Annotated in this window: 19 protein-coding genes; 10 read left to right on the plus strand and 9 right to left on the minus strand. The window is 64.2% G+C overall.

Annotated features, from left to right (window positions below):
- Positions 1 to 227 precede the first annotated feature (227 nt).
- The 6 genes from C8K18_RS12805 to C8K18_RS12830 all read left to right on the plus strand — a co-directional run bounded on the left by C8K18_RS12805 (position 228) and on the right by C8K18_RS12830 (position 6,516).
- A complete protein-coding gene (locus C8K18_RS12805; RefSeq protein ID WP_029971373.1) occupies positions 228 to 1,475 on the plus strand; it encodes a pyridoxal phosphate-dependent aminotransferase in 1,248 nt (415 codons plus the stop codon).
- A gap of 94 nt (positions 1,476 to 1,569) precedes the next feature.
- On the plus strand, positions 1,570 to 2,901 hold the full coding sequence (locus tag C8K18_RS12810) for a homoserine dehydrogenase (RefSeq protein WP_107707686.1): 1,332 nt from the start codon (positions 1,570 to 1,572) through the stop codon (positions 2,899 to 2,901).
- A gap of 7 nt (positions 2,902 to 2,908) precedes the next feature.
- Complete coding sequence (gene thrC, locus C8K18_RS12815; protein ID WP_107707687.1) at positions 2,909 to 4,360, plus strand: threonine synthase; 1,452 nt, start codon at positions 2,909 to 2,911, stop codon at positions 4,358 to 4,360.
- A 123-nt stretch (positions 4,361 to 4,483) separates the two neighbouring features.
- On the plus strand, positions 4,484 to 5,740 hold the full coding sequence (gene glp / locus C8K18_RS12820; protein WP_107707688.1) for a gephyrin-like molybdotransferase Glp: 1,257 nt from the start codon (positions 4,484 to 4,486) through the stop codon (positions 5,738 to 5,740).
- A gap of 24 nt (positions 5,741 to 5,764) precedes the next feature.
- Positions 5,765 to 6,022, plus strand: a complete 258-nt coding sequence (gene moaD / locus C8K18_RS12825) for a molybdopterin converting factor subunit 1 (protein ID WP_006048847.1) — start codon at positions 5,765 to 5,767, stop codon at positions 6,020 to 6,022.
- A gap of 17 nt (positions 6,023 to 6,039) precedes the next feature.
- Complete coding sequence (locus C8K18_RS12830; protein WP_006048848.1) at positions 6,040 to 6,516, plus strand: molybdenum cofactor biosynthesis protein MoaE; 477 nt, start codon at positions 6,040 to 6,042, stop codon at positions 6,514 to 6,516.
- A 36-nt stretch (positions 6,517 to 6,552) separates the two neighbouring features.
- Here the strand turns inward: C8K18_RS12830 and C8K18_RS12835 are convergent, their stop codons facing one another.
- A complete protein-coding gene (locus tag C8K18_RS12835) occupies positions 6,553 to 7,095 on the minus strand; it encodes a group III truncated hemoglobin (RefSeq protein ID WP_029971376.1) in 543 nt (180 codons plus the stop codon).
- Positions 7,096 to 7,405: 310 nt separating this feature from the next.
- Here C8K18_RS12835 and C8K18_RS12840 point away from each other — a divergent pair, with 310 nt between their 5' ends.
- Entirely contained in the window at positions 7,406 to 7,915 is a 510-nt protein-coding gene (locus C8K18_RS12840; protein ID WP_107707689.1) for an Rrf2 family transcriptional regulator, read from the plus strand.
- Between the two features lie 132 nt (positions 7,916 to 8,047).
- A complete protein-coding gene (gene clpB, locus C8K18_RS12845; protein ID WP_006048851.1) occupies positions 8,048 to 10,645 on the plus strand; it encodes an ATP-dependent chaperone ClpB in 2,598 nt (865 codons plus the stop codon).
- A gap of 195 nt (positions 10,646 to 10,840) precedes the next feature.
- Here clpB and C8K18_RS12850 read toward each other — a convergent pair whose 3' ends face one another.
- The gene (locus C8K18_RS12850) at positions 10,841 to 11,485 is read right to left on the minus strand and encodes a YidB family protein (protein WP_370882110.1); all 645 of its coding nucleotides are present in this window, start codon (positions 11,483 to 11,485) and stop codon (positions 10,841 to 10,843) included.
- Between the two features lie 12 nt (positions 11,486 to 11,497).
- Complete coding sequence (locus C8K18_RS12855) at positions 11,498 to 12,148, minus strand: helix-hairpin-helix domain-containing protein (RefSeq protein WP_107707690.1); 651 nt, start codon at positions 12,146 to 12,148, stop codon at positions 11,498 to 11,500.
- A 321-nt stretch (positions 12,149 to 12,469) separates the two neighbouring features.
- Between C8K18_RS12855 and C8K18_RS12860 the strand changes: the two genes are divergently transcribed.
- Together C8K18_RS12860 and C8K18_RS12865 are read left to right on the plus strand one after the other, a co-directional pair.
- On the plus strand, positions 12,470 to 12,970 hold the full coding sequence (locus C8K18_RS12860; RefSeq protein ID WP_053858018.1) for a MerR family transcriptional regulator: 501 nt from the start codon (positions 12,470 to 12,472) through the stop codon (positions 12,968 to 12,970).
- Entirely contained in the window at positions 12,922 to 13,353 is a 432-nt protein-coding gene (locus C8K18_RS12865) for a carboxymuconolactone decarboxylase family protein (protein WP_006048855.1), read from the plus strand. Before C8K18_RS12860 ends, C8K18_RS12865 begins: the two co-directional genes overlap by 49 nt.
- Positions 13,354 to 13,546: 193 nt before the next feature.
- Here the strand turns inward: C8K18_RS12865 and C8K18_RS12870 are convergent, their stop codons facing one another.
- The 6 genes from C8K18_RS12870 to C8K18_RS12895 form a co-directional block, all read right to left on the minus strand.
- Positions 13,547 to 14,926, minus strand: coding sequence for an MATE family efflux transporter (locus C8K18_RS12870; RefSeq protein WP_107707691.1), 1,380 nt, complete (start codon positions 14,924 to 14,926; stop codon positions 13,547 to 13,549).
- A gap of 6 nt (positions 14,927 to 14,932) precedes the next feature.
- Positions 14,933 to 16,690 carry a glycosyltransferase family 39 protein gene (locus C8K18_RS12875; RefSeq protein WP_006048857.1) on the minus strand — a complete coding sequence of 586 codons (1,758 nt, stop codon included), beginning with the start codon at positions 16,688 to 16,690 and terminating at the stop codon, positions 14,933 to 14,935.
- Between the two features lie 325 nt (positions 16,691 to 17,015).
- On the minus strand, positions 17,016 to 17,282 hold the full coding sequence (locus C8K18_RS12880) for a type B 50S ribosomal protein L31 (RefSeq protein ID WP_006048858.1): 267 nt from the start codon (positions 17,280 to 17,282) through the stop codon (positions 17,016 to 17,018).
- A gap of 195 nt (positions 17,283 to 17,477) precedes the next feature.
- Positions 17,478 to 18,311: a M90 family metallopeptidase gene (locus C8K18_RS12885; RefSeq protein WP_107707692.1), complete on the minus strand. Its 834-nt coding sequence runs from the start codon at positions 18,309 to 18,311 to the stop codon at positions 17,478 to 17,480.
- Positions 18,312 to 18,325: 14 nt separating this feature from the next.
- Positions 18,326 to 19,882, minus strand: coding sequence for an MFS transporter (locus tag C8K18_RS12890; protein ID WP_107707693.1), 1,557 nt, complete (start codon positions 19,880 to 19,882; stop codon positions 18,326 to 18,328).
- Positions 19,879 to 20,460, minus strand: coding sequence for a MerR family transcriptional regulator (locus C8K18_RS12895; RefSeq protein ID WP_107707694.1), 582 nt, complete (start codon positions 20,458 to 20,460; stop codon positions 19,879 to 19,881). The genes C8K18_RS12890 and C8K18_RS12895 overlap by 4 nt, the downstream gene beginning before the upstream one ends.
- Between the last annotated feature and the right edge of the window lie 90 nt (positions 20,461 to 20,550).

Below are 20,550 nucleotides of genomic sequence, written 5' to 3' on the forward strand. Positions count from 1 at the left end.
GGCTACCTACCTGGTTCCGCCCGCTTTCGTCCATCATGGGCGGCCCGATCCCGGGCGGCCCCGCGGCGTTGCCGCACCCGAATTCCGCAATCGGCGAGCCTGCACGGTCCGTCGATTTGTTCGCCAGAGCCGGTTGGCCGAGCCGTTCGCCGCCAGCCCCGAGCTCAAGCCTTGAAGCCCTCAATGCCCTTAACCGGGACATTAACCAGGACATTAACCAGGATGAAGTGCCCGCCGTGAAACCGATTCTCAAATCCAACAAGTTGTTGAATGTCTGCTACGACATTCGCGGGCCCGTCCTCGAACATGCGAAGCGGCTCGAAGAAGAAGGCCATCGCATCATCAAGCTGAACATCGGCAACCTGGCGCCGTTCGGCTTCGAAGCGCCGGACGAAATCATTCAGGACATGATCCTGAATCTGCCTGGTTCGTCCGGTTACTCGGACTCCAAGGGCGTGTTCGCCGCGCGCAAGGCGATCATGCATTACACGCAGCAAAAGGGCGTGCACGGCGTCGAACTGGACGACATCTACATCGGCAATGGCGCGTCCGAGCTGATCGTGATGGCGCTTCAGGGGCTGCTGAACGACGGCGACGAAGTGCTGCTGCCCGCGCCCGACTATCCGCTGTGGACCGCCGGCGTGAGCCTCGCGGGCGGCACGCCCGTGCACTACATCTGCGACGAATCGAACCGCTGGATGCCGGACCTGGACGACATCCGCGCGAAAATCACGCCGAATACGCGCGCGCTCGTCGTCATCAATCCGAATAACCCGACCGGCGCGCTGTATTCCGACGAACTGCTGCTCGGCCTCATCGAAATCGCGCGCCAGCATGGCCTCGTGATTTTCGCCGACGAGGTCTACGACAAGATCGTCTACGACGGCAAGACGCACACGTCGATGGCCGCGCTGTCCGAAGACGTGCTGACCGTCACGTTCAACAGCCTGTCCAAGAGCTACCGCTCGTGCGGCTACCGCGCCGGCTGGATGTTCATTTCGGGTCTCACCGGCGAAAACCGCCGCAACGCGAAAGACTATTTCGAAGGGCTCGGCATTCTCGCGTCCATGCGCCTGTGCCCGAACGTGCCAGGCCAGTACGCGATCCAGACCGCGCTCGGCGGCTATCAGAGCATCAACGACCTGATCGTGCCGAGCGGGCGCCTCTACAAGCAGCGCGAGCTCGCGTACGACATGCTGACGGCGATTCCGGGCGTGAGCTGCGTGAAGCCGGAGGCGGCGCTCTACATGTTCCCGCGCCTCGATCCGAAGATTTATCCGATCGAGAACGACCAGCAGTTCATCCTCGACCTGCTGCTGGAGGAGCGCGTGCTGCTCGTGCAGGGCACCGGCTTTAACTGGAAGACGCCGGATCATTTCCGCGTCGTGTTCCTGCCGAACGTCGACGATCTGGCCGATTCCATCAACCGGATCGCGCGCTTCCTCGACGGTTATCGCAAACGTCACACGGCGTAGCGCACAATACGGTGCGCAACGCGTGATCTGTCCGCTGCGCGCACCGGCCAACCGGCACCCGAATTCCCTTAATCACTACACGACACCACGCTGCATGGAACCGATCAAAGTTGGACTGCTGGGCTTCGGCACGGTAGGCAGCGGCACCTTCACGGTACTGCGCCGCAATCAGGATGAAATCAAACGTCGCGCGGGCCGCGGCATCGAGATTGCGCGCATCGCCGTGCGCAATCCGGCCAAGGCGACGGCGGCGCTCGGCGCGCAAGCCGCGAGCGTCGCGCTGACCGACGACTTCAACGCGGTGGTCGACGATCCGTCGATCGACATCATCGCGGAAATGATCGGCGGCACCGGCGTGGCGCGCGATCTGGTGCTGCGCGCAATCGGCAAGGGCAAGCACGTGGTCACGGCCAACAAGGCGCTGCTCGCCGTGCACGGCACCGAGATCTTCGAGGCGGCGCGCGCGAACGGCGTGATGGTCGCGTTCGAGGCGGCCGTCGCGGGCGGCATCCCGATCATCAAGGCGCTGCGCGAAGGCTTGACGGCCAATCAGATTCAGTACATCGCGGGCATCATCAACGGCACGACGAACTACATTCTTTCGGAAATGCGCGACCGCGGGCTCGACTTCGCGACCGCGCTGAAGGCCGCGCAGGAACTGGGCTACGCCGAAGCCGACCCGACCTTCGACATCGAAGGCATCGACGCCGCGCATAAGGCGACGATCATGAGCGCGATCGCGTTCGGCGTGCCGGTGCAGTTCGACCGCGCGTATGTGGAGGGCATCAGCAAGCTCGCCGCGATCGACATCAAATACGCCGAGGAACTCGGCTATCGCATCAAGCTGCTCGGCATCGCGCGCCGTACCGACAAGGGCATCGAATTGCGCGTGCATCCCACGCTGATCCCGGCCAAGCGTCTGCTCGCCAACGTGGAAGGCGCAATGAACGCGGTCGTTGTGCACGGCGACGCGGTCGGCACCACGCTTTACTACGGCAAGGGCGCGGGCGCGGAGCCCACGGCGTCGGCGGTCGTCGCCGATCTGGTCGACGTGACGCGCCTGCACACGGCCGACCCCGAGCATCGCGTGCCGCATCTGGCTTTCCAGCCGGACCGTCTGTCGAACACGCCGATTCTGCCCATCGACGAAGTGACGAGCGGCTATTACCTGCGTCTGCGCGTTGCCGACGTGACCGGCGTGCTGGCCGACATCACGCGCATTCTGGCCGACACGGGTATCTCGATCGACGCGCTGCTGCAGAAGGAATCGGAACAGGTCGACGCCAACGGCAAGGGCGAGACCGACATCATCCTGATCACGCACGAAACGGTCGAAAAGCACGTCAACGCGGCGATCAAAACGATCGAAGCATTGAAGACCGTTGTCTCGCAAGTCACGAAGCTGCGCATGGAAGCGCTGAACTAGGCCAACTATGAACTACCTGTCAACGCGCGGCGCCGGAGCCGGCGAGCGCCACACCTTCTCCGAAATCCTGCTCGGCGGTCTCGCGAAAGACGGCGGCCTCTATCTGCCGGCCGACTATCCGCGCGTCAGCGCCGACGAACTCACGCGCTGGCGCACGCTGCCGTACGCGGACCTCGCCTTCGAAATTCTGTCGAAGTTCAGCGACGACATTCCCGCCGAAGACCTGCGCGCGCTCACGCGCAAGACGTACACGGCGGCCACGTACAGCAACGTGCGCGACGACGAAAGCGCCGCGCAGATCACGCCGCTCAAAACGCTTGGCGTCGAAAACGGCGCGCCGCTGTCGCTGCTCGAACTGTCGAACGGTCCGACGCTCGCGTTCAAGGACATGGCGATGCAGTTGATCGGCAACCTGTTCGAATACGCGCTCGCGAAGCACGGCGAAACGCTGAACATTCTGGGCGCGACTTCGGGCGACACCGGCAGCGCCGCCGAATACGCAATGCGCGGCAAGCAGGGCATTCGCGTGTTCATGCTGTCGCCGCACAAGAAAATGAGCGCGTTTCAAACCGCGCAGATGTACAGCCTGCAAGACCCGAACATCTTCAATCTCGCGGTCGAGGGCGTGTTCGACGACTGCCAGGACATCGTGAAAGCGGTGTCGAACGATCACGCGTTCAAGGCGCGGTACAAGATCGGCACGGTCAATTCGATCAACTGGGCGCGCGTCGTCGCGCAGGTCGTCTACTACTTCAAGGGCTACTTCGCGGCGACGAAGAGCAACGACGAGCGCGTGTCGTTCACGGTGCCGTCGGGCAACTTCGGCAACGTGTGCGCAGGGCACATCGCGCGCATGATGGGTCTGCCGATCGAAAAGCTCGTGGTCGCCACGAACGAAAACGACGTGCTCGACGAGTTCTTCCGCACCGGCATCTATCGCGTGCGCAAGGCGGCCGAGACGTATCACACGAGCAGCCCGAGCATGGACATTTCGAAGGCGTCTAACTTCGAGCGCTTCGTGTTCGATCTGCTCGGCCGCGATCCGTCGCGCGTGCTGCAACTGTTCCGCGACGTCGAGGAAAAGGGCGGGTTCGACCTTGCGGCGAGCGGCGACTTTGCGCGCGTGAAGGAGTTCGGTTTCGTGTCGGGCCGCAGCAGTCACGACGATCGCGTCGAGGCGATCCGCGACGTGTTCCAGCGCTACGACACGATGATCGACACGCATACCGCCGACGGCCTGAAGGTTGCGCGCGAACATCTGCAGCCGGGCATTCCGATGATCGTGCTGGAGACCGCGCAGCCGATCAAGTTCGGTGAAACGATTCGCGAAGCGCTGTTGCGCGAACCGGAGCGTCCGGCGGCGTTCGCGGGACTGGAGTCGCTGCCGCAGCGCTTCGAAGTGTTGCCGGCGGACGCGCAGCGCGTGAAGGACTTCATTGCCGCGAATACGGGCGCCTGAGTATCGAAGGGCGGGTCGGTGCCAGCATCGCCGACCCGACAAGGCTCGCCGTTGGCCCGCTACAATGTTCTTTTGACCAGCGGCCTGAAACCACAGATGTCCACTCCCACGCCCCGCGCTCCGATGCTCGCCACTGCCGACGCACTCGCGACCCTGCTCGACGCCGCGCGCGCCGTCGACGGCAGCGAGTCGGTTCCGACGCTCGAAGCGTCGGGCCGTGTGTTGTCGGCCGACGTCGTGTCGCCGCTCGACGTGCCGCCCATGAACACGAGTTCAATGGACGGCTACGCGATCCGCACCGCCGACCTCACGACGCACAGCAATCGCCGCCTGCCGGTATCGCAACGCATTCCCGCCGGCCACGCGCCCGATCCGCTGAAGCCCGGCACGGCGGCGCGCATTTTCACCGGCGCGACCGTGCCGCCGGGCGCGGACGCGGTCGTGATGCAGGAGCAAACGGAAGCCGCTGCCGACGAAGTCACTATCCTGCACGGCCCGCAGCCGGGCGAATGGATTACCGCACAAGGCGCGGACATCCGCAGCGGCTCGGTGATCCTGCCGGCCGGCACGCGGCTCACGCCGCAGGCGCTAGGGCTCGCGGCGTCTGTCGGTTGCGCGGAACTGCCCGTGCGCCGTCGCGTGAAAGTCGCCGTGTTCTTTACCGGCGACGAACTGACCATGCCCGGCGAGCCGCTCAAGCCCGGCGCGATCTACAACTCGAATCGCTTCACGCTGCGTGGCCTGCTCGAGAAGCTCGGCTGCGAGGTGAGCGATTTCGGCATCGTCGCCGATAGTCTGGATGCGACGCGCGCCACGCTGCGGGAAGCCGCGCAGGCGCATGATCTCATTCTGACGTGCGGCGGCGTGTCGGTCGGCGAGGAAGATCATGTGAAGCCGGCCGTCGAAGCGGAAGGGCGCCTCGCGATGTGGCAGATCGCGATGAAGCCGGGCAAGCCGTTGGCGTTCGGCGCGGTGCGCCGCGGGGTGGACAGCGGCTCGGCAAAAGATTCAGCCGCGGCTCCCGCTACCCCTTCAGCCGACACGTTTTTCATCGGCCTGCCAGGCAACCCCGTATCGAGCTTCGTCACCTTTCTGCTGTTCGTGCGTCCGTTCATTCTGCGTCTTGCCGGCGTGCAGGCCGTCGTGCCGCGCGCGCTGTCGCTGCGCGCGGACTTCACGCAGAGCAAGGCCGATCGCCGCAATGAATTCCTGCGGGCGCGCATCAATGCCGAGGGCGGGCTCGACCTGTTCCCGAACCAGAGCTCGGCCGTGCTGACGTCGACGGTATGGGGCGACGGGCTGATCGACAATCCGGCCAATCACGCGATCAGCGCGGGCGAAACCGTGCGCTTCATTCCTTTTTCCGAATTGCTGAATTGAGGCCGGCTGAGCCGGCGGCATCCCATGAAGATTCAACTGCGATATTTCGCGAGCGTGCGTGAAGCGCTCGGCCTGGCCGACGAAACCGTCGAGGTGCCCGAGGGCATCGCGACCGTCGGCGACGTGCGCGCATGGCTGCGCGTGCGCGGCGGCATCTGGGCCGACACGCTGGCCGAAGGCCGCGCGCTGCGCATGGCCTGCAATCACGTGATGACCGACGCCGGCACGCGCATCACCGAAGGCTGCGAGGTCGCGTTCTTCCCACCCGTCACGGGCGGTTGAGCCGCAAGGAGCCCGCTATGCCCGTTCGTGTCCAGACCGAAGATTTCGATCTCACCGCCGAGGTCGCCGCGTTGCGCGCCCGCAATCCGAAGGTCGGCGCGGTGGCGTGTTTCGTCGGCACGGTGCGTGATCTGAACGACGGCAGCACCGTCGAGGCGATGGAACTCGAGCACTATCCGGGCATGACCGAGAAGTCGCTTGAAGCGATCATCGTGAGCGCGCGCGAGCGCTGGCCGGGCATCGAGGTGCTGATCGTGCACCGCGTCGGCAAGCTTTATCCGCTCGATCAGATCGTGCTGGTCGCGACCACCGCTTCACATCGCGGCGACGCATTCGCGTCGTGCGAATTCGTGATGGACTATCTGAAGACGCAGGCGCCGTTCTGGAAGAAGGAAAAAACCGAGGCGGGCGAGCGCTGGGTCGACGCCCGCGTGACCGATGACGCGGCGCTTGCGCGCTGGGGCATCGAGTCGGGCAACGGCGGGTTGGAGTAAGCGCCGGGCGCTCGCTCGGCACGGCGCCAACCGCTCTCACTCGTCCCGCGATTTACCGATAATGCGCGTCGGAAACGGTTCCCCGGCGGGCCGTGCGGGAAGATGCGGTTCGTCGTCCGCCCGAGGCCGCTTCGGCGCCACCCGTTCGAGCAACGCCTGCTGTTCCGCCGGAATCTTGTAGTCCCAGCCGAAGCGGCTTAGCTGCAAGCTCTGCGCGATACGCAGCGCCGGTTCCATGAAGCGCACGGCCGCAGCCGGCTCGTAACGCGATTCGACGGTGTCGAGAAACAGGTACAGCCAGCGGCTGAAATGCTGCGGTTCGACTCCCTCGAGCGGCTGATGCGCCTGCTGCACATTGCCGCGGTACTGCTTCGCGCCGAGCACGAGACTCGCCCAGAACGTGCACATCTTTGGCAGATGGTCGTCCCAGCGGCCCGCGAGCGTTGCGTCGAACACCGGCCCGAGCAGCGGATCGGCGCGCACGCGGTCATAAAACGCGTACACCAGCTCGCGGATGTTCGTTTCGGTAGGCTCGGCGGCGCGCTCGACAACCGGCGCGGCCGGAAAAGACGGTTTCATGCGGGTTCCAGAAATATGCGACGATTGCGCTGCGATTCGTCAAAGCGCGCCACCGGGCGCCACCGGGCGTCCGGAACTGCCATAAAAACTACCAGTTCCGCGGAAGTCAGCTCAAAATAGCGCGCTTTTGGTGTGAATAGGCGCGGCGCGAAACGTTACCATTGGCGTCGAAGGCCCGGATTCATCGATGCAGCATAATTAAACATGTGCCAACCCTGCATCTTATGGCGAAGCCGCGGCCCCCGGCAACCCTTGCATCGACGCGGTTATCCCACGGATCGCGGCTTGCGCTCATTGTGATACTGCAACCATGAGACTGACCGATTACACCGATTATTCGCTGCGCGTCCTTTTATACCTCGCTATTCGCGGCGAGGGCTTGTCGACCATTCAGGACATTTCCGACGCGTACGGCGTCTCCAAGAACCACCTGATGAAGGTGGTGCAGCAGTTGAGCGAACTGGGCTGGGTGGAAACCGTGCGCGGCCGTAACGGCGGCTTGCGGCTTGCCGAGCGCACCCGCAAGCTGACGGTCGGCGAGATCGTGCGCGCGACGGAAAGCGACTTCGCGCTGGTCGCGTGTCTGCCGGACCAGAACGGCGAACGCCGTCCTTGCGTCATTACGCCTCAATGCCGGTTGCGCAACGTGCTCGAGGCTGCGCGTAATGCCTTTCTCTCCGAACTCGATCGCCATACGATCGATGAAGTCGCGGGTCCGCAAGGGCCGTTGGCGGCCTTGCTCGGCATCCGCACGGTGATCCCGGTCGTGCCGGCGGTGCCCGTCGAGCCGGCGAGCGACAACCCGCTGCCGGTCGCCTGAACGCGGCTCGCGCGAAGCGTCGCGCATTTTTCTTCGCGTGCAACGTTAAAAACTACGTCCTGAGGACAAAAAAGCGCTTGAAACCTGAATAAAACGCCTCATTTTGGTGGTAATCGAAATTGGAGGTCTCGCATGAGAATCGACAAACTCACCACTAAATTCCAGGAAGCGCTGGCGGACGCGCAGAGTCTCGCGGTCGGCCATGACAATCAATACATCGAACCGGTTCACGTCCTCGCGGCGCTCGTCGCGCAGCAGGACGGGTCCGCGCGTTCGCTGCTGTCGCGCGCCGGCGTGCACGTTCAGGCGCTGCAAACCGCGCTCGACGACGCCATCACGCGTCTGCCGCAAGTTCAGGGCACCGACGGCAATGTGCAGATCGGCCGCGAGTTGACCGGACTGCTAAACCAGGCCGACAAGGAAGCGCAGAAGCTCAACGACACGTTCATCGCGAGCGAAATGTTTCTGCTCGCGGTCGCCGACGACAAGGGCGAGGCCGGCCGCATCGCGCGTCAGCATGGCTTGTCGCGCAAGTCGCTCGAAAGCGCGATTGCGGCGGTGCGCGGCGGCTCGCAAGTGCACAGCCAGGACGCCGAAAGCCAGCGCGAGGCGCTGAAGAAGTACACGGTCGACCTGACCGAGCGCGCGCGGGCCGGCAAGCTCGACCCGGTGATCGGCCGTGACGACGAAATCCGGCGCGCCATTCAGATCCTGCAGCGCCGCACCAAGAACAATCCGGTGCTGATCGGCGAGCCGGGCGTGGGCAAGACCGCGATCGTCGAAGGGCTCGCGCAGCGCATCGTCAATGGCGAAGTGCCGGAGACGCTCAAGGGCAAGCGCGTGCTGTCGCTCGACATGGCAGCGTTGCTCGCGGGCGCAAAGTATCGCGGCGAATTCGAAGAGCGCCTGAAGGCCGTGCTGAACGACATCGCGAAGGACGAAGGGCAGACCATCGTCTTCATCGACGAAATTCATACGATGGTCGGCGCGGGCAAGGCCGAAGGCGCGATGGACGCGGGCAACATGCTGAAGCCGGCGCTCTCGCGCGGCGAACTGCATTGCGTCGGCGCGACCACGCTCGACGAATACCGCAAGTACATCGAGAAGGATGCCGCGCTCGAGCGCCGCTTCCAGAAGGTGCTCGTCGACGAACCGACGGTCGAGGCCACGATCGCGATCCTGCGCGGCTTGCAGGAAAAGTACGAACTGCATCACGGCGTGGACATTACCGACCCGGCGATCGTCGCGGCGGCCGAGCTGTCGCATCGCTACATCACCGATCGTTTCCTGCCGGACAAGGCAATCGATCTGATCGACGAAGCCGCGTCGAAGATCAAGATGGAAATTGATTCGAAGCCCGAAGAAATGGACCGGCTCGACCGTCGGCTGATCCAGTTGAAGATCGAACGCGAAGCCGTCAAGAAAGAGAAGGACGAAGCGTCGCAAAAGCGTCTGCAACTGATCGAAGAGGAAATCGAGCGGCTCGATCGCGAGTATTCGGACCTCGAGGAAATCTGGACCGCGGAAAAAGCAGCGGTGCAGGGCAGCGCGCAGTTGAAGGAAGAGATCGACAAGACGCGTGCGGAAATCACGCGTTTGCAGCGCGAAGGCAAGCTCGAAAAAGTCGCCGAATTGCAATACGGCAAGCTGCCGGGTCTCGAGGCGCAACTGAAGGAAGTGACGCAGGCCGAGGCGAAGGAGCAGAACAATCCGACGCGTCCGCGCCTGTTGCGCACGCAGGTCGGCGCCGAGGAAATCGCGGAAGTCGTGTCGCGCTCCACCGGCATTCCGGTCTCGCGGATGATGCAAGGCGAGCGCGAGAAGCTGTTGCAGATCGAAGACAAGCTGCATGAGCGCGTGATCGGCCAGGACGAGGCGATCAGCGCGGTGGCCGACGCGATCCGCCGCTCGCGCGCGGGTCTGTCCGATCCGAACCGTCCGTACGGGTCGTTCCTGTTCCTCGGGCCGACCGGCGTGGGCAAGACCGAGCTGTGCAAGGCGTTGGCGGCGTTCCTGTTCGATTCGGAAGATCATCTGATCCGTATCGACATGAGCGAATTCATGGAGAAGCACAGCGTCGCGCGTCTGATCGGCGCGCCGCCGGGATATGTCGGCTACGAAGAGGGCGGTTATCTGACAGAAGCGGTGCGTCGCAAGCCGTATAGCGTGATTCTGCTCGACGAAATCGAGAAGGCGCATCCGGACGTGTTCAACGTGCTGCTGCAAGTGCTCGACGACGGCCGTATGACCGATGGCCAGGGGCGTACCGTGGACTTCAAGAACACGGTGATCGTGATGACGTCGAACCTGGGTTCGCAGGTCATCCAGGCGATGGTCGGCGAGCCGCAGGAAGCCGTGAAGGACGCGGTGTGGACGGAGGTGAAGCTGCACTTCCGCCCTGAGTTCCTGAACCGGATCGACGACGTCGTGGTGTTCCATGCGCTCGACCGCTCGAACGTGCAGTCCATCGCGCGGATTCAGTTGCAGCGTCTGCATGACCGGCTCGCGAAGCTCGACATGCAACTGGTGGTCTCCGACGAGGCGCTCGAGCACGTCGGCAAGGTCGGCTACGATCCGCTGTTCGGCGCGCGGCCGTTGAAGCGTGCGATCCAGCAGGAGATCGAGAACCCGGTCGCCAAGCTGATTCTGGCGGGCAAGTTCGGTCCGAAGGATGTGATTCCGGTCGAACTGGAAGACGGCAACCTGGTGTTCGAGCGCGTGGTGCATTGAGCCACACGTCACGAACGGTCTCACGCGCGGTAATCAAGCGCGCGTAGATGGCAAAGCGGCAACGAAGGTGACTTCGTTGCCGCTTTTTTTTGCTGCTCCGTGGCCGGCAGGAGTGGTTCGCTTGCTTCAGCGGTCCGCTCGGTGCGTCGAGGCGCGCTTCAATCGCTCACGCCGCTCGCGCCAGCCCGATTTCGCTTAGGCCGTGCCCTTGCCGAACAGCGCCGACAAACCGCCGAGCGCGCCCAGCACGGTCGTTGCGTTCAGCTTGCCTTCGGCCGGCACTTCGCCTTCCGGCGTGGCCGCGTTGACCACGTGCGGCAGGATTTGTGCGAGCAGGCCGGTGACCTGATCCGGTTGCACGCCGGCTTTCGCGGCGAGGCCGGCGACGGCGTCGGAACCGAGCACGCTATGCAGCGCGTCGGCGGCGATCGGCTGATTCTCGCCGTTGCTGACCCACGACGATGCGACCTCGCCGAGGCCCTTTTCCTGGAAGCGCTGGATCAGGCCGTTCAGCCCGCCCGGCTGACTGTTGACGAATTCGAGTGCGGCTGTGATCAGCGCTGCCTGGCCGCCGCCTTCGGGCGATTTACCGACCAGGGAACCGAGGGTATCGAGTAGGCTCATGATGGGTCTCTCTTGAATGCCGGCACGTCGATGACGGGCCGGCGGGTGAGGCGCCGCGCGGCTGCGCGGCGTCGAGGGGAAAGAAGGTAGTGCGTGCGGTGCGGTGGTGCCCGTGGTGCGCCAACTGTGCCGGCTGCACTGGGTGCGCCCACGGCGCAAACATCGCTGCGCGGCGCACTGCCTTGCTGTTCGATCAATGTCCGACACGGTTTGCATCGGACGGGTTCTTTATGCGCCGCCGGAAGCCGCCGCTGCCGACGCGGCTTTACTCTTCTTCGCTTTCTTCTTCGATGCTTTGGCGCCCGACGCGTCGGCCGGCGCGCTCGCGGCCGTGGCGGCGGTGGCCGTGGTTGTGGCGGTAGTAGCAGTGCCCGCAGGCGCCGATGCCGCTGCAGCCTCCTTAGCCTTCTTCGACTTGGATGACTTTGCGGATTTGGACGCCTTAGCGCCCGAAGCATCGACAGGCGTGGCCGGCGCCGCGGTTGCCGGCGTTGTGGCCGCGGTCGCGGTCGTATTAGCCGTGGGCGCGGCCTTCGTCTCCGTCGGCTTCGTGGCCGCGGACGGCGTAGCCGCAGGTTTGGCGGCCGCCTTTGCACCCGTGGGCGGCGTCGACGAGCCGTTGATCGTCAGGCCCGCCGCTTCCAGGTTCACGACCGACTTGCTGCCGATGCCCTTGACGCGCGCGGCCAGATCGTCGGCGTCCTTGAACGGGCCGTTCTTGCTGCGTTCTTCGATGATCGCCTTCGCATGCGCGGGCCCGATGCCCTTGACCGATTCGAGCGCCGCCTGATCGGCGGAGTTGACTTCCACTGCTGCCGCGAATCCGGCCGACAGCGAGAACGCGAGAGCAACGCAAAGCATCACGAGCTTTTTCAGCATGGCAAGCACTCCATTGGGGGCAAAAAGTTAGCCGGAAACGGGCGACGCATCGCTCAGCAGGCGCTGCGCATAAGCATAGGACAAATGCGCCCCTTTATTTGCGAACGCCGACGATTTATACCGATCGATTGATGGCAAGTAAATCGCCATGAACAATCTTTAAACCTTTTGCCTCGATATAAGGCGGTTGTGCGCCGATTGCTCACATCGTCCGCGCGCGCGTGGCCGTGTCGACGAATGAGCGGCAATAAACGACAGCGCGAATGACAGCGCGGCGCGCTTGACTTAGAGTGCACTCGAAGTCCTAACCTGAGTCCTGTCATGTCGAAAACGTCGAACGCACTCACCATCGGGCAGGTCGCCGAAACCATCGGCGTCTCCACGCACACGCTACGCTATTACGAGCAGGCCGGGCTGATTCGCGCGGTCGGCCGCACGCAGGCGGGGCATCGCCTGTACTCGCCGGCCGACCTCGACTGGCTGCGGTTCTTGATGCGCCTGAAGGCGACCGGCATGCCGATCGCCGGCATGCAGGCCTTCGCGGCGCTGCGGGCCGAGGGTCAGCAGACGATGGGCGCGCGTCGCGACCTGCTCGCCGCGCATCGCGATGCGGTGCTGGCGCGGATCGCCGAGTTGCAGACGAACCTCGGCGCGATCATCGACAAGATCGCGTATTACGAAGGCGAAGCGGCCGGCCAGACGCCCGCGGCGGGCGGCCGGACACGGCGGATCGACGACACGTCATCCCTATCACACTCGGAAAAGGACTCACCATGGACCACGCACAAAACGACCGCTACACGCAAGGCTGGAACAAGCTGAGGGAAATCGACGGCTCGGCGGGCGAGCAGGTCATCGCCGCGCTCGCGCCGATCGCACCGGACTTCGCGCGTCTTTTGATCGAATTCGGTTTCGGCGATATTTACAGCCGTCCGCAGCTCGATTTGCGCGCGCGCGAAATTGCGACGATCGCTTCGCTTGCCACGCTCGGCTGCGCGCAGCCGCAGTTGAAGGTGCATATCGAAGCAGCGCTGAATGTCGGCTGCTCGCGCGAGGAAATCGTCGAAGTGTTCATGCAGATGGCGTTGTATGCCGGCTTTCCGGCGGCGCTGAACGCGCTCTTTGCCGCACGCGAGATTTTCGAGCGGCATGATCGGGAGGCGGGAGGGGCGGAGGCGCGGGTTGAAGCGGCGGATGCGGGTTGAAGCGGTGGATGCGGGCCGCGTATTTGAGCGGCTGCGTTTAGTCGTCGCCTGGAACCGGCGTTCGGAACCTGCGCTCAACACACGCACTGCACCTATGCCCGGCCCGCCCGCGCCCGGTACGGGGGGCGGACATAGAAACAATCCGCGCTTTCAACCAACCGCACCGCAGTGCGACCGCCCGCGACTTCCACCATCAAACCCCAGCATCCGCCCGCAACGCCGCGGCCGCGCGCACGTGCCGCCTGCTGACCACTCGCCAGTAAAGCAGCAAGCCGATGCCGGCAATCGCGAGGCTCGCGGTATTGGCCACCCAGAAGCCGCGTGCGCCGGTCAACCACGGCGGGATCGTGCCGCTCACATTGAAGCCGAGCAGATAGCCGCCGCCGAGCCCCACGCCCCATAGCGCCACCGCGTAGATCACGGTCGGCACGACCGCGACCTTGTACGCGCGCAGCACGAACGCGGTGGTGATCTGCAACGCGTCGAACGCGTGGTAGCACACGACGATCAGCACGAGCGGCATCGCCGCGGCCACGACTTGCGCATTCGGCGTATAGCCTTCGATCACATACGGGCGCAGCGCGAGCACGATGACGCCGTAACAGCAGGCGATCGCGACGGCCATCATGATGCCGTGCCGCGACAGCGTGCGCGCCGCTTCCGGGCGATGCGCGCCGAGCGCCTGAGCGACGAGCGTCGACGAAGCAATGCCGATCGACAGCGGCGTCATGTACAACACCGCGCCGATGTTGCCGGCGATCTGATGCCCGGCGAGCGTCGTCGTGCCGAAGCGCGCGATGAAAAGCGCCATGAACGTGTACGACGTGACTTCGATTAGATACGACAGTCCCATCGGGATGCCGAGCCGCAACTGCGCCGCCTGGCGCCGCCAGACCGGCCAGCAAAAGCGCCGGAAGATCGCGAAGGGCGTGAACACGTCGACGCGCGTGAGCAGCAGCATGCCGACGAGCGCGAGCGCCCAGTTAATCAGGCTGCTTGCCAGCGCACAGCCAGGGCCGCCGAGCGCCGGCACACCGAGACCGCCGAAAATAAACCACGTATTGAGCGGCACCTTCAGCAACAGGCCGCCGATCTGCAGAATCATCACGAGCCGCGGCTTGCCGACTGCATTGCTGATCGAACCGTAAACGCGAAAGACGAGACCGGCGGGCAGACCGAACGCGAGTATCCGCAGATACGACACCGTGCGCTCGTGCAGCGCCTCCGGCACGCGCGCGAGCTTCAGCAGATGGCCCGGAAAGAACAGGATCAGAAAGCCGATCACCGTCAGCGCAAGCGCGAGCCACAGCGCCTGGCGGATCTCCTCGCCGATCTCTTCATAGCGGCGCGCGCCGTAGAGTTGCGCGGTGATCGGCTGCAGCGCCGTGAGAATGCCGGTCAGGCCGATGTACACCGAAATGTAGATGGACGAGCCGAGGCCGAGCGCGGCGAGATCGACGGCCGAATAACGGCCGACCATGGCCGTGTCGATCACGCCGAACGCGATGATCGCCAGTTGGCCGATCAGCACCGGCCACGCGAGCCCTGCGATTTTCCGTAGGTCGGCGAGCATCGTCGTTCAGTCGGCTTTCTTGTGCCAGCTGCGCCGTTTGACGACGGGCGGCTTCGGCCGGTCGATGCGGACATACAGACGGAAGCGTTCGTCGCGGTCGGCCGCGCGTCGGCCTTCCCATACGAGCTTCCACACGAAGTTGGACATTGCGCTCGGCTCGCCGTAGTCCTGCGTGTCCTGACGCAGAATCACGTCGCAATCTTCATTGAACGCGAAGTGCATGTCGCCGAAATACGCGAAGGTCGCGATCTGCGCATTGCCGAGGCGCACCGGCGATATGCAGGTGTAGTCGTCGGGCAGATGGCTCGAGATCTGTTGGGCCACGTCCTTATATGTCCGGCTGTAGTTGACGACCGGCAGCCACAAGGTCATGAGCAGCACCCACATCAGCGTCGTGCCCGCGCTGGAGAGCACCACGCTGCGCCACAACACCTTCGGATGGCGCGCGAGACGCCATTGCACCAGCACGAACCAGCACACCGTCACCGCGACCGCGCAGACGAACGAAAGAATCTTGAACTGCGGCGCAAAGCCCGGCGCGAGACGCGCGAGATTGCGCGCCAGCGGATGCGGGAAACCGGTCAGCCCGGCCACATAAACGAGCCACACGAAGCTGCCGAGAATCGTGAAGCTGAGCAGGGCGAACCAGTCGATTGCGTTGATTGCGCCGCGCTTGAGCGTAGGCAGCGCGAAGGTGGCCAGCACCGCGAGCGGCGGCAGCAGCAGCATATAGAGCCGGTTCGACTGATGGCTTTGCAGCACCACCAGCACGAACAGCGGCCCGATCACCGAAAGGGGAATCGCCACGTGCGGCCCGCGGCGCAGCCCCGACCAGCTAAACCACGCCCATAGCGCGAGCGGCCACGCGGGCCACGTGAAGAGCGGCAGGTTCTTGAGCGCGTAAGCCGCCACCGAGCCGGGCGGGCCGGCGAACGAGCTCAGGCTCACGTGCACCCACTGGTTCAGATACCAGACGGCGTCGACGGGAAACGCGGCCAGCGCGGCAATCGGCCATGCGACGGAGAGCCCCAGAGCGATCGGCAGGCCCGCCAGCAGCAGCCAGCGCGAGCGCGTTTCGCGCACGATCAAGGTCATCGCGAGGGTGCCGAGCAGCAGCGCGCCGACCAGCACCGGGCTGCTCGCGAGCGTCACGAGGCCGAGTGCGAGGCCCCAGATCGAAGCGCCCTGAATCGGCTTGTCGATCATCCGCACGAGGCCGTACACCAGCATCGCGATGCCGACGAATTGCGCGAGTTGCGGCGTCGTTTCGTGGCCGCGTTCGGCGAGGCCGAAGCACGCGAGCAGGATCAGCAGGGCGCCGTCGGCGAGCGTGCGGCCGTAGTCGCGCGGCTCCGGCTCGCCGCCGAATGCGTATTTGAACGGCTGCACTTCGGCGCGCCGCCCGAGCAGGTAGGCCGCATACCAGACGAACGCGCAGCCCGCGCAGAACAGCAGCCCTGTGAAGACGCGCGATGCATTGCTCGCGTCGACCCACGGCGCCAGCACGCGGATCGCGATCGCGCCGAGCCAGTAGCCGAGCGGGCCGTCTTCAGTGAGGTATTTGCCGACGAGATTCGGCAGCAGCCAGTCGTGCGCGCTGCCGTTCGCCATGGTCCACATCACGCCGAAGCCGGCTGCGTCCTCGTTCTTCCACGGATCGCGGCCGAACAGGCCGAACGACGCGTAGACGATACAGATGGTCAACAGCAGCCAGCGTGGCAGCGCACTGGTCGCGGAGGCAGTGAGGCGAACGACAGGTCTCATGCGGTTTGGGATAGTGGATAAGCGAAAGCCGTCACCGGACTACCTTCCTGCCGGCGATGGCCCGATTGGAGCATCCGGCATTGTAGTCGGGCGGCACTGTGCGCGTCACGGCAAGTAATCGCGTGCAACGGGGCTGCAATCGGCCCGCATAGGCGCTCAGGCGCGAGTTGCGCGATGCCGCTCGTGAGCGCGATGGGCGCGTGAGCATAGCCAGGCGACGCAAGCCGCCCGCGCGCAGGCGACAAAAAAGGGCAGCTTGCGCTGCCCTTCCTTTTCGCTGCACCGCTGCTGGCCGAAACCGGCGAAGCGGTGATCAAAGCGCGTATTACTTTGCTGCTGCCTTGCCGGTAGCGCGCGAGCCGAACTTGTTGCGGAACTTCTCGACGCGGCCTGCCGTGTCCATGATCTTTTGCTGGCCGGTGTAGAACGGATGCGATTCCGACGACACTTCGATCTTGGCGAGCGGGTACGTCTTGCCGTTGAATTCGGCGGTTTCACGCGTCTGGATCGTGGAGCGCGTCACAAACCTGAAGTCGTTCGACACGTCGATGAACAGGACTTCGCGGTAATTCGGGTGAATGCCTTCTTTCATGATCTTTCCTTAAATCTGGCGGTAGCCAACCCGCGTGAGGCCGCTGTTGCGCGGACCGCATTTAGGCGCGAGCCACTTGCCTATGGTCGAAAAACGGCGATTATGCCAGAAAATCAGTCGCTTGACGAATCTGACGAGGTTTTTTGACCGCTTTCTTGACACATTTCCGCCTGAATTCAGCCGCTATTCGGAAAATCACGGTGCGGCGAACGTCAGACCGGCTCGCGCCGGGTCCTGGCGGTAATAGCGCGCGAGCAATCTGTACAGTTCCGGATACTCCGCCTCGAAAGCATGCGGCTTGACGAAGAGCGCTTCGCTGCATACCGCGAAGAATTCCGACGGATGGTCCGCGGCGTACGGATCGATCAGCGACTCGCGCTCGAAGCGCGTCCAGCGCCGCTGCGGCACGGCGTCGACGCGGGCGCAGAACTGGTCGTAGGCGGAATCGAACACGTCCGCCCACGCCTCTGAGTCGAGCGGCGCATGCCAGCGGCGCACGAGCGGCGGATGGCCGTCCGCTTCGCCGTTCAGCATGTCGATCTTGTGCGCGAATTCGTGGATCACCACGTTGTACGCGTCCGTCCCGTCGGTCATCTGCGCGTCTTCCCACGACAGGATCACGGGGCCGCCTTCCCATGCTTCGCCGCTCGCGTCGTGCTCGACTTCGTGGACGACGCCGTCTTCGTCCTCGACGGTCTTGCGGATCACGAACTCGCCCGGATAGACGATCACGCCGACCCATCCGCGATACAGGTCGAGGCTCAGATTCAGCACCGGCAAGCACGCCTGAGCCGCGATCGCGACGGTCATCGCGTCGGTCAGTTCGAGCTCGTGCGCGGTGGAGAACTCCTTTTGCGCGATGAACAGGCTGCTCATTTCGCGCAGGCGCGCGAGGTCCGGCGCATCGAGATGCGCGAGGAACGGCAGGCCGTCGAGCGTGGCTTGCCACAGCGTGTCGCCGATCGCGTAGTCGCGCAGCGCGCGCTCGCGCCGGCGTGAGCCGAGCCATCCAGTGAGTTTCGAAAGCATGGGCGATGAAACCGTTAGTCGATCTGTTTTTGCAACGCGGCGAAAATCCCGCCGCATATCGCGATGCCGATCAGGAAATAGAAGCCGTCCAGCGAACTCAGAAAACTCGCCTGCCGCGCCACGGCCCGGCTGATCTCGACGACGGCAAGCGAATGCGCGTCCGAGGGCGAATGTCCGGCCGCGGAAAACGCCCGCGTAAGTGCGGCCAGCGAATCCTGAAACACCGGATTGTACGGATTCACAAACTCCGCGAGGCGCGCCTGATGCAACGCCTGCCGATGCTGCTCGACGATGATCACCGACGCCGTCGCAAACGAGATGGTCAACTGGCGCACGACATTCTTGAGCCGGTAGCCGTGCGAGAACTCTTCTATCGCGAAGATTCTGAACGTGAGGTTCGCGACCGGCAGCACGATGAACAATAACAGCAGGCCGCGCAACAGCAGCGGTCCCGCGAGCGCGGCCTCGCCGGCGGCGGGCGACATGCGCGTCATCCACGCGGCCGTCAGCGCGGCGATCGCGAAGCCCGGCACGATGATCCACTTCTTGCGCGTGAGCAGCTTTGCATAGCGAAGGTAGACGAAGAGCGCGCTCGCCGAAATCAGCGACGTGACGCCGACGAGTTGCCCGGCATTCTCGACCGGATAACCCAGCCCGCTTTCGAGGAAACGCGACACGAGGTAGCTGAACGCGGTCGACAGGTAGTAGTAGAACATGTAGAGCACGAGGCCCACCTGAAACACCTTTTCGCGCAACGCATGCAGACGCATGAGCGGGGCGGGGTGATGCCACTGGTGATACGCGAACCAGCCGAGTGCGACGATGCCGGCGACCGTCAGCAGAATGAGACCGGGCGACGCGCTGAACAACTGGAAGCGGACTTGCTGCATCACGATCTGCAGCGCGCCTTGCGCAAACGCAAAGATGATGTACGGCCAGAAATGCGCCGAACCACGCTCTTCGGGCAGACGGTTGCCCGCGTCGGGCAACGCGGCGAACGCAAGCACGGCGAACAGCGCGCCCACGGGCGCCGTGCACGCAAAGAGCGCGCGCCAGCCGAAATACCCAATCAACTGACCGCCGATCAACGACGCCAGCGCGCTGCTCAACACGATCAGTATCAGGAACGCGCGGGTTGCGGCGGGGCGCTCTCTGGGTGTGAAGCTCATCTGGATCAGAATGCGGCAGGTGCCCATCATCGGGCCAATGAAGTAGCCCTGAAAGCCGCGCGCAAACGCAAGTTCAACCGACGATTCGCTGAGCGCGGCGGCCACCGCGCCGGCCGCGTAGAACAACATGCAGCCTGCCACATAGCGCCGGTAGCCGAAACGCTCGACCCACCATTCCTGCTGCAGGATACCGAGCACAGCAGCCACGGCATACGCGCTCGAAGCCCAGACGAGTTCATCCGGCGACGCATTCACGCCGCCGGCGATATAGCTCGCGAAAAACGAAAAGACGGAATTGTCGAAGTAGTCGAGGCCGGTGACGACCGCGAGCACCCACGGGAAAAAATCGCCACGCAGCTTGTCAGCACTGAGCCAGCCTGCGTGAGCCCGCGATGTGTTCATGACCGCTCGCGCGACGCCGAGGCACGCGGTTTTTTGGCGCGTTTTGCTGTGGGCTTTGCGTCGGCCTTGGCGGGTTTAATGGCGCTCGCTGTTTTACGCGCGTTGCCGTTTTTTGTCAGCGCGTTGCGGCGTTGCTCGAGCAACGCGTCCGCATTTTCGCCGGCCAGACGGCGCTTCAGATAGTCGAGATCAGGGCTCAATTCGTCGCGCAGTTTCTGCGCTTCCTTCAGCTCGCGGCGCATGGCTTCGATACGCGCGTTCAACGCGTCGACTTGTGCCGCCAAGGCGCCATGAATCTGCTGCAGCGATTCCGTCGAAAAGCGGTGTTTGCCTTCCACTGGTTCGAGCGGCCGTTTCAGCATTTCGGTGATGCCGTGCAGCGAGAAACCGAGCGAACGCAAACGCAGGATGCGCCCGAAGCGCGACAAATCGTCCTCGTCGTAGAGACGGTAGCGGCCTTCGCTGCGCGTCGGCGAAACAAGCCCGCGCTCCTCGTAGTACTTCAGTGTGCGCGGCGTGACGCCGAGGCGCTCGGCGGCATCGGCGACGGTCAGCAGGGCAGGCGGCTCGGTCGGCATGAGCGGTGGCGTTCGGAGTGGCGGCGGGGTGATTGTACTTCAACCTGTACGTTCACGTACAGGTTGGCCGATGCGACCCGAAACGCTGCC

Source organism: Paraburkholderia sp. GV068, assembly GCF_003058125.1.
GTDB classification, from domain to species: Bacteria; Pseudomonadota; Gammaproteobacteria; order Burkholderiales; family Burkholderiaceae; genus Paraburkholderia; species Paraburkholderia graminis.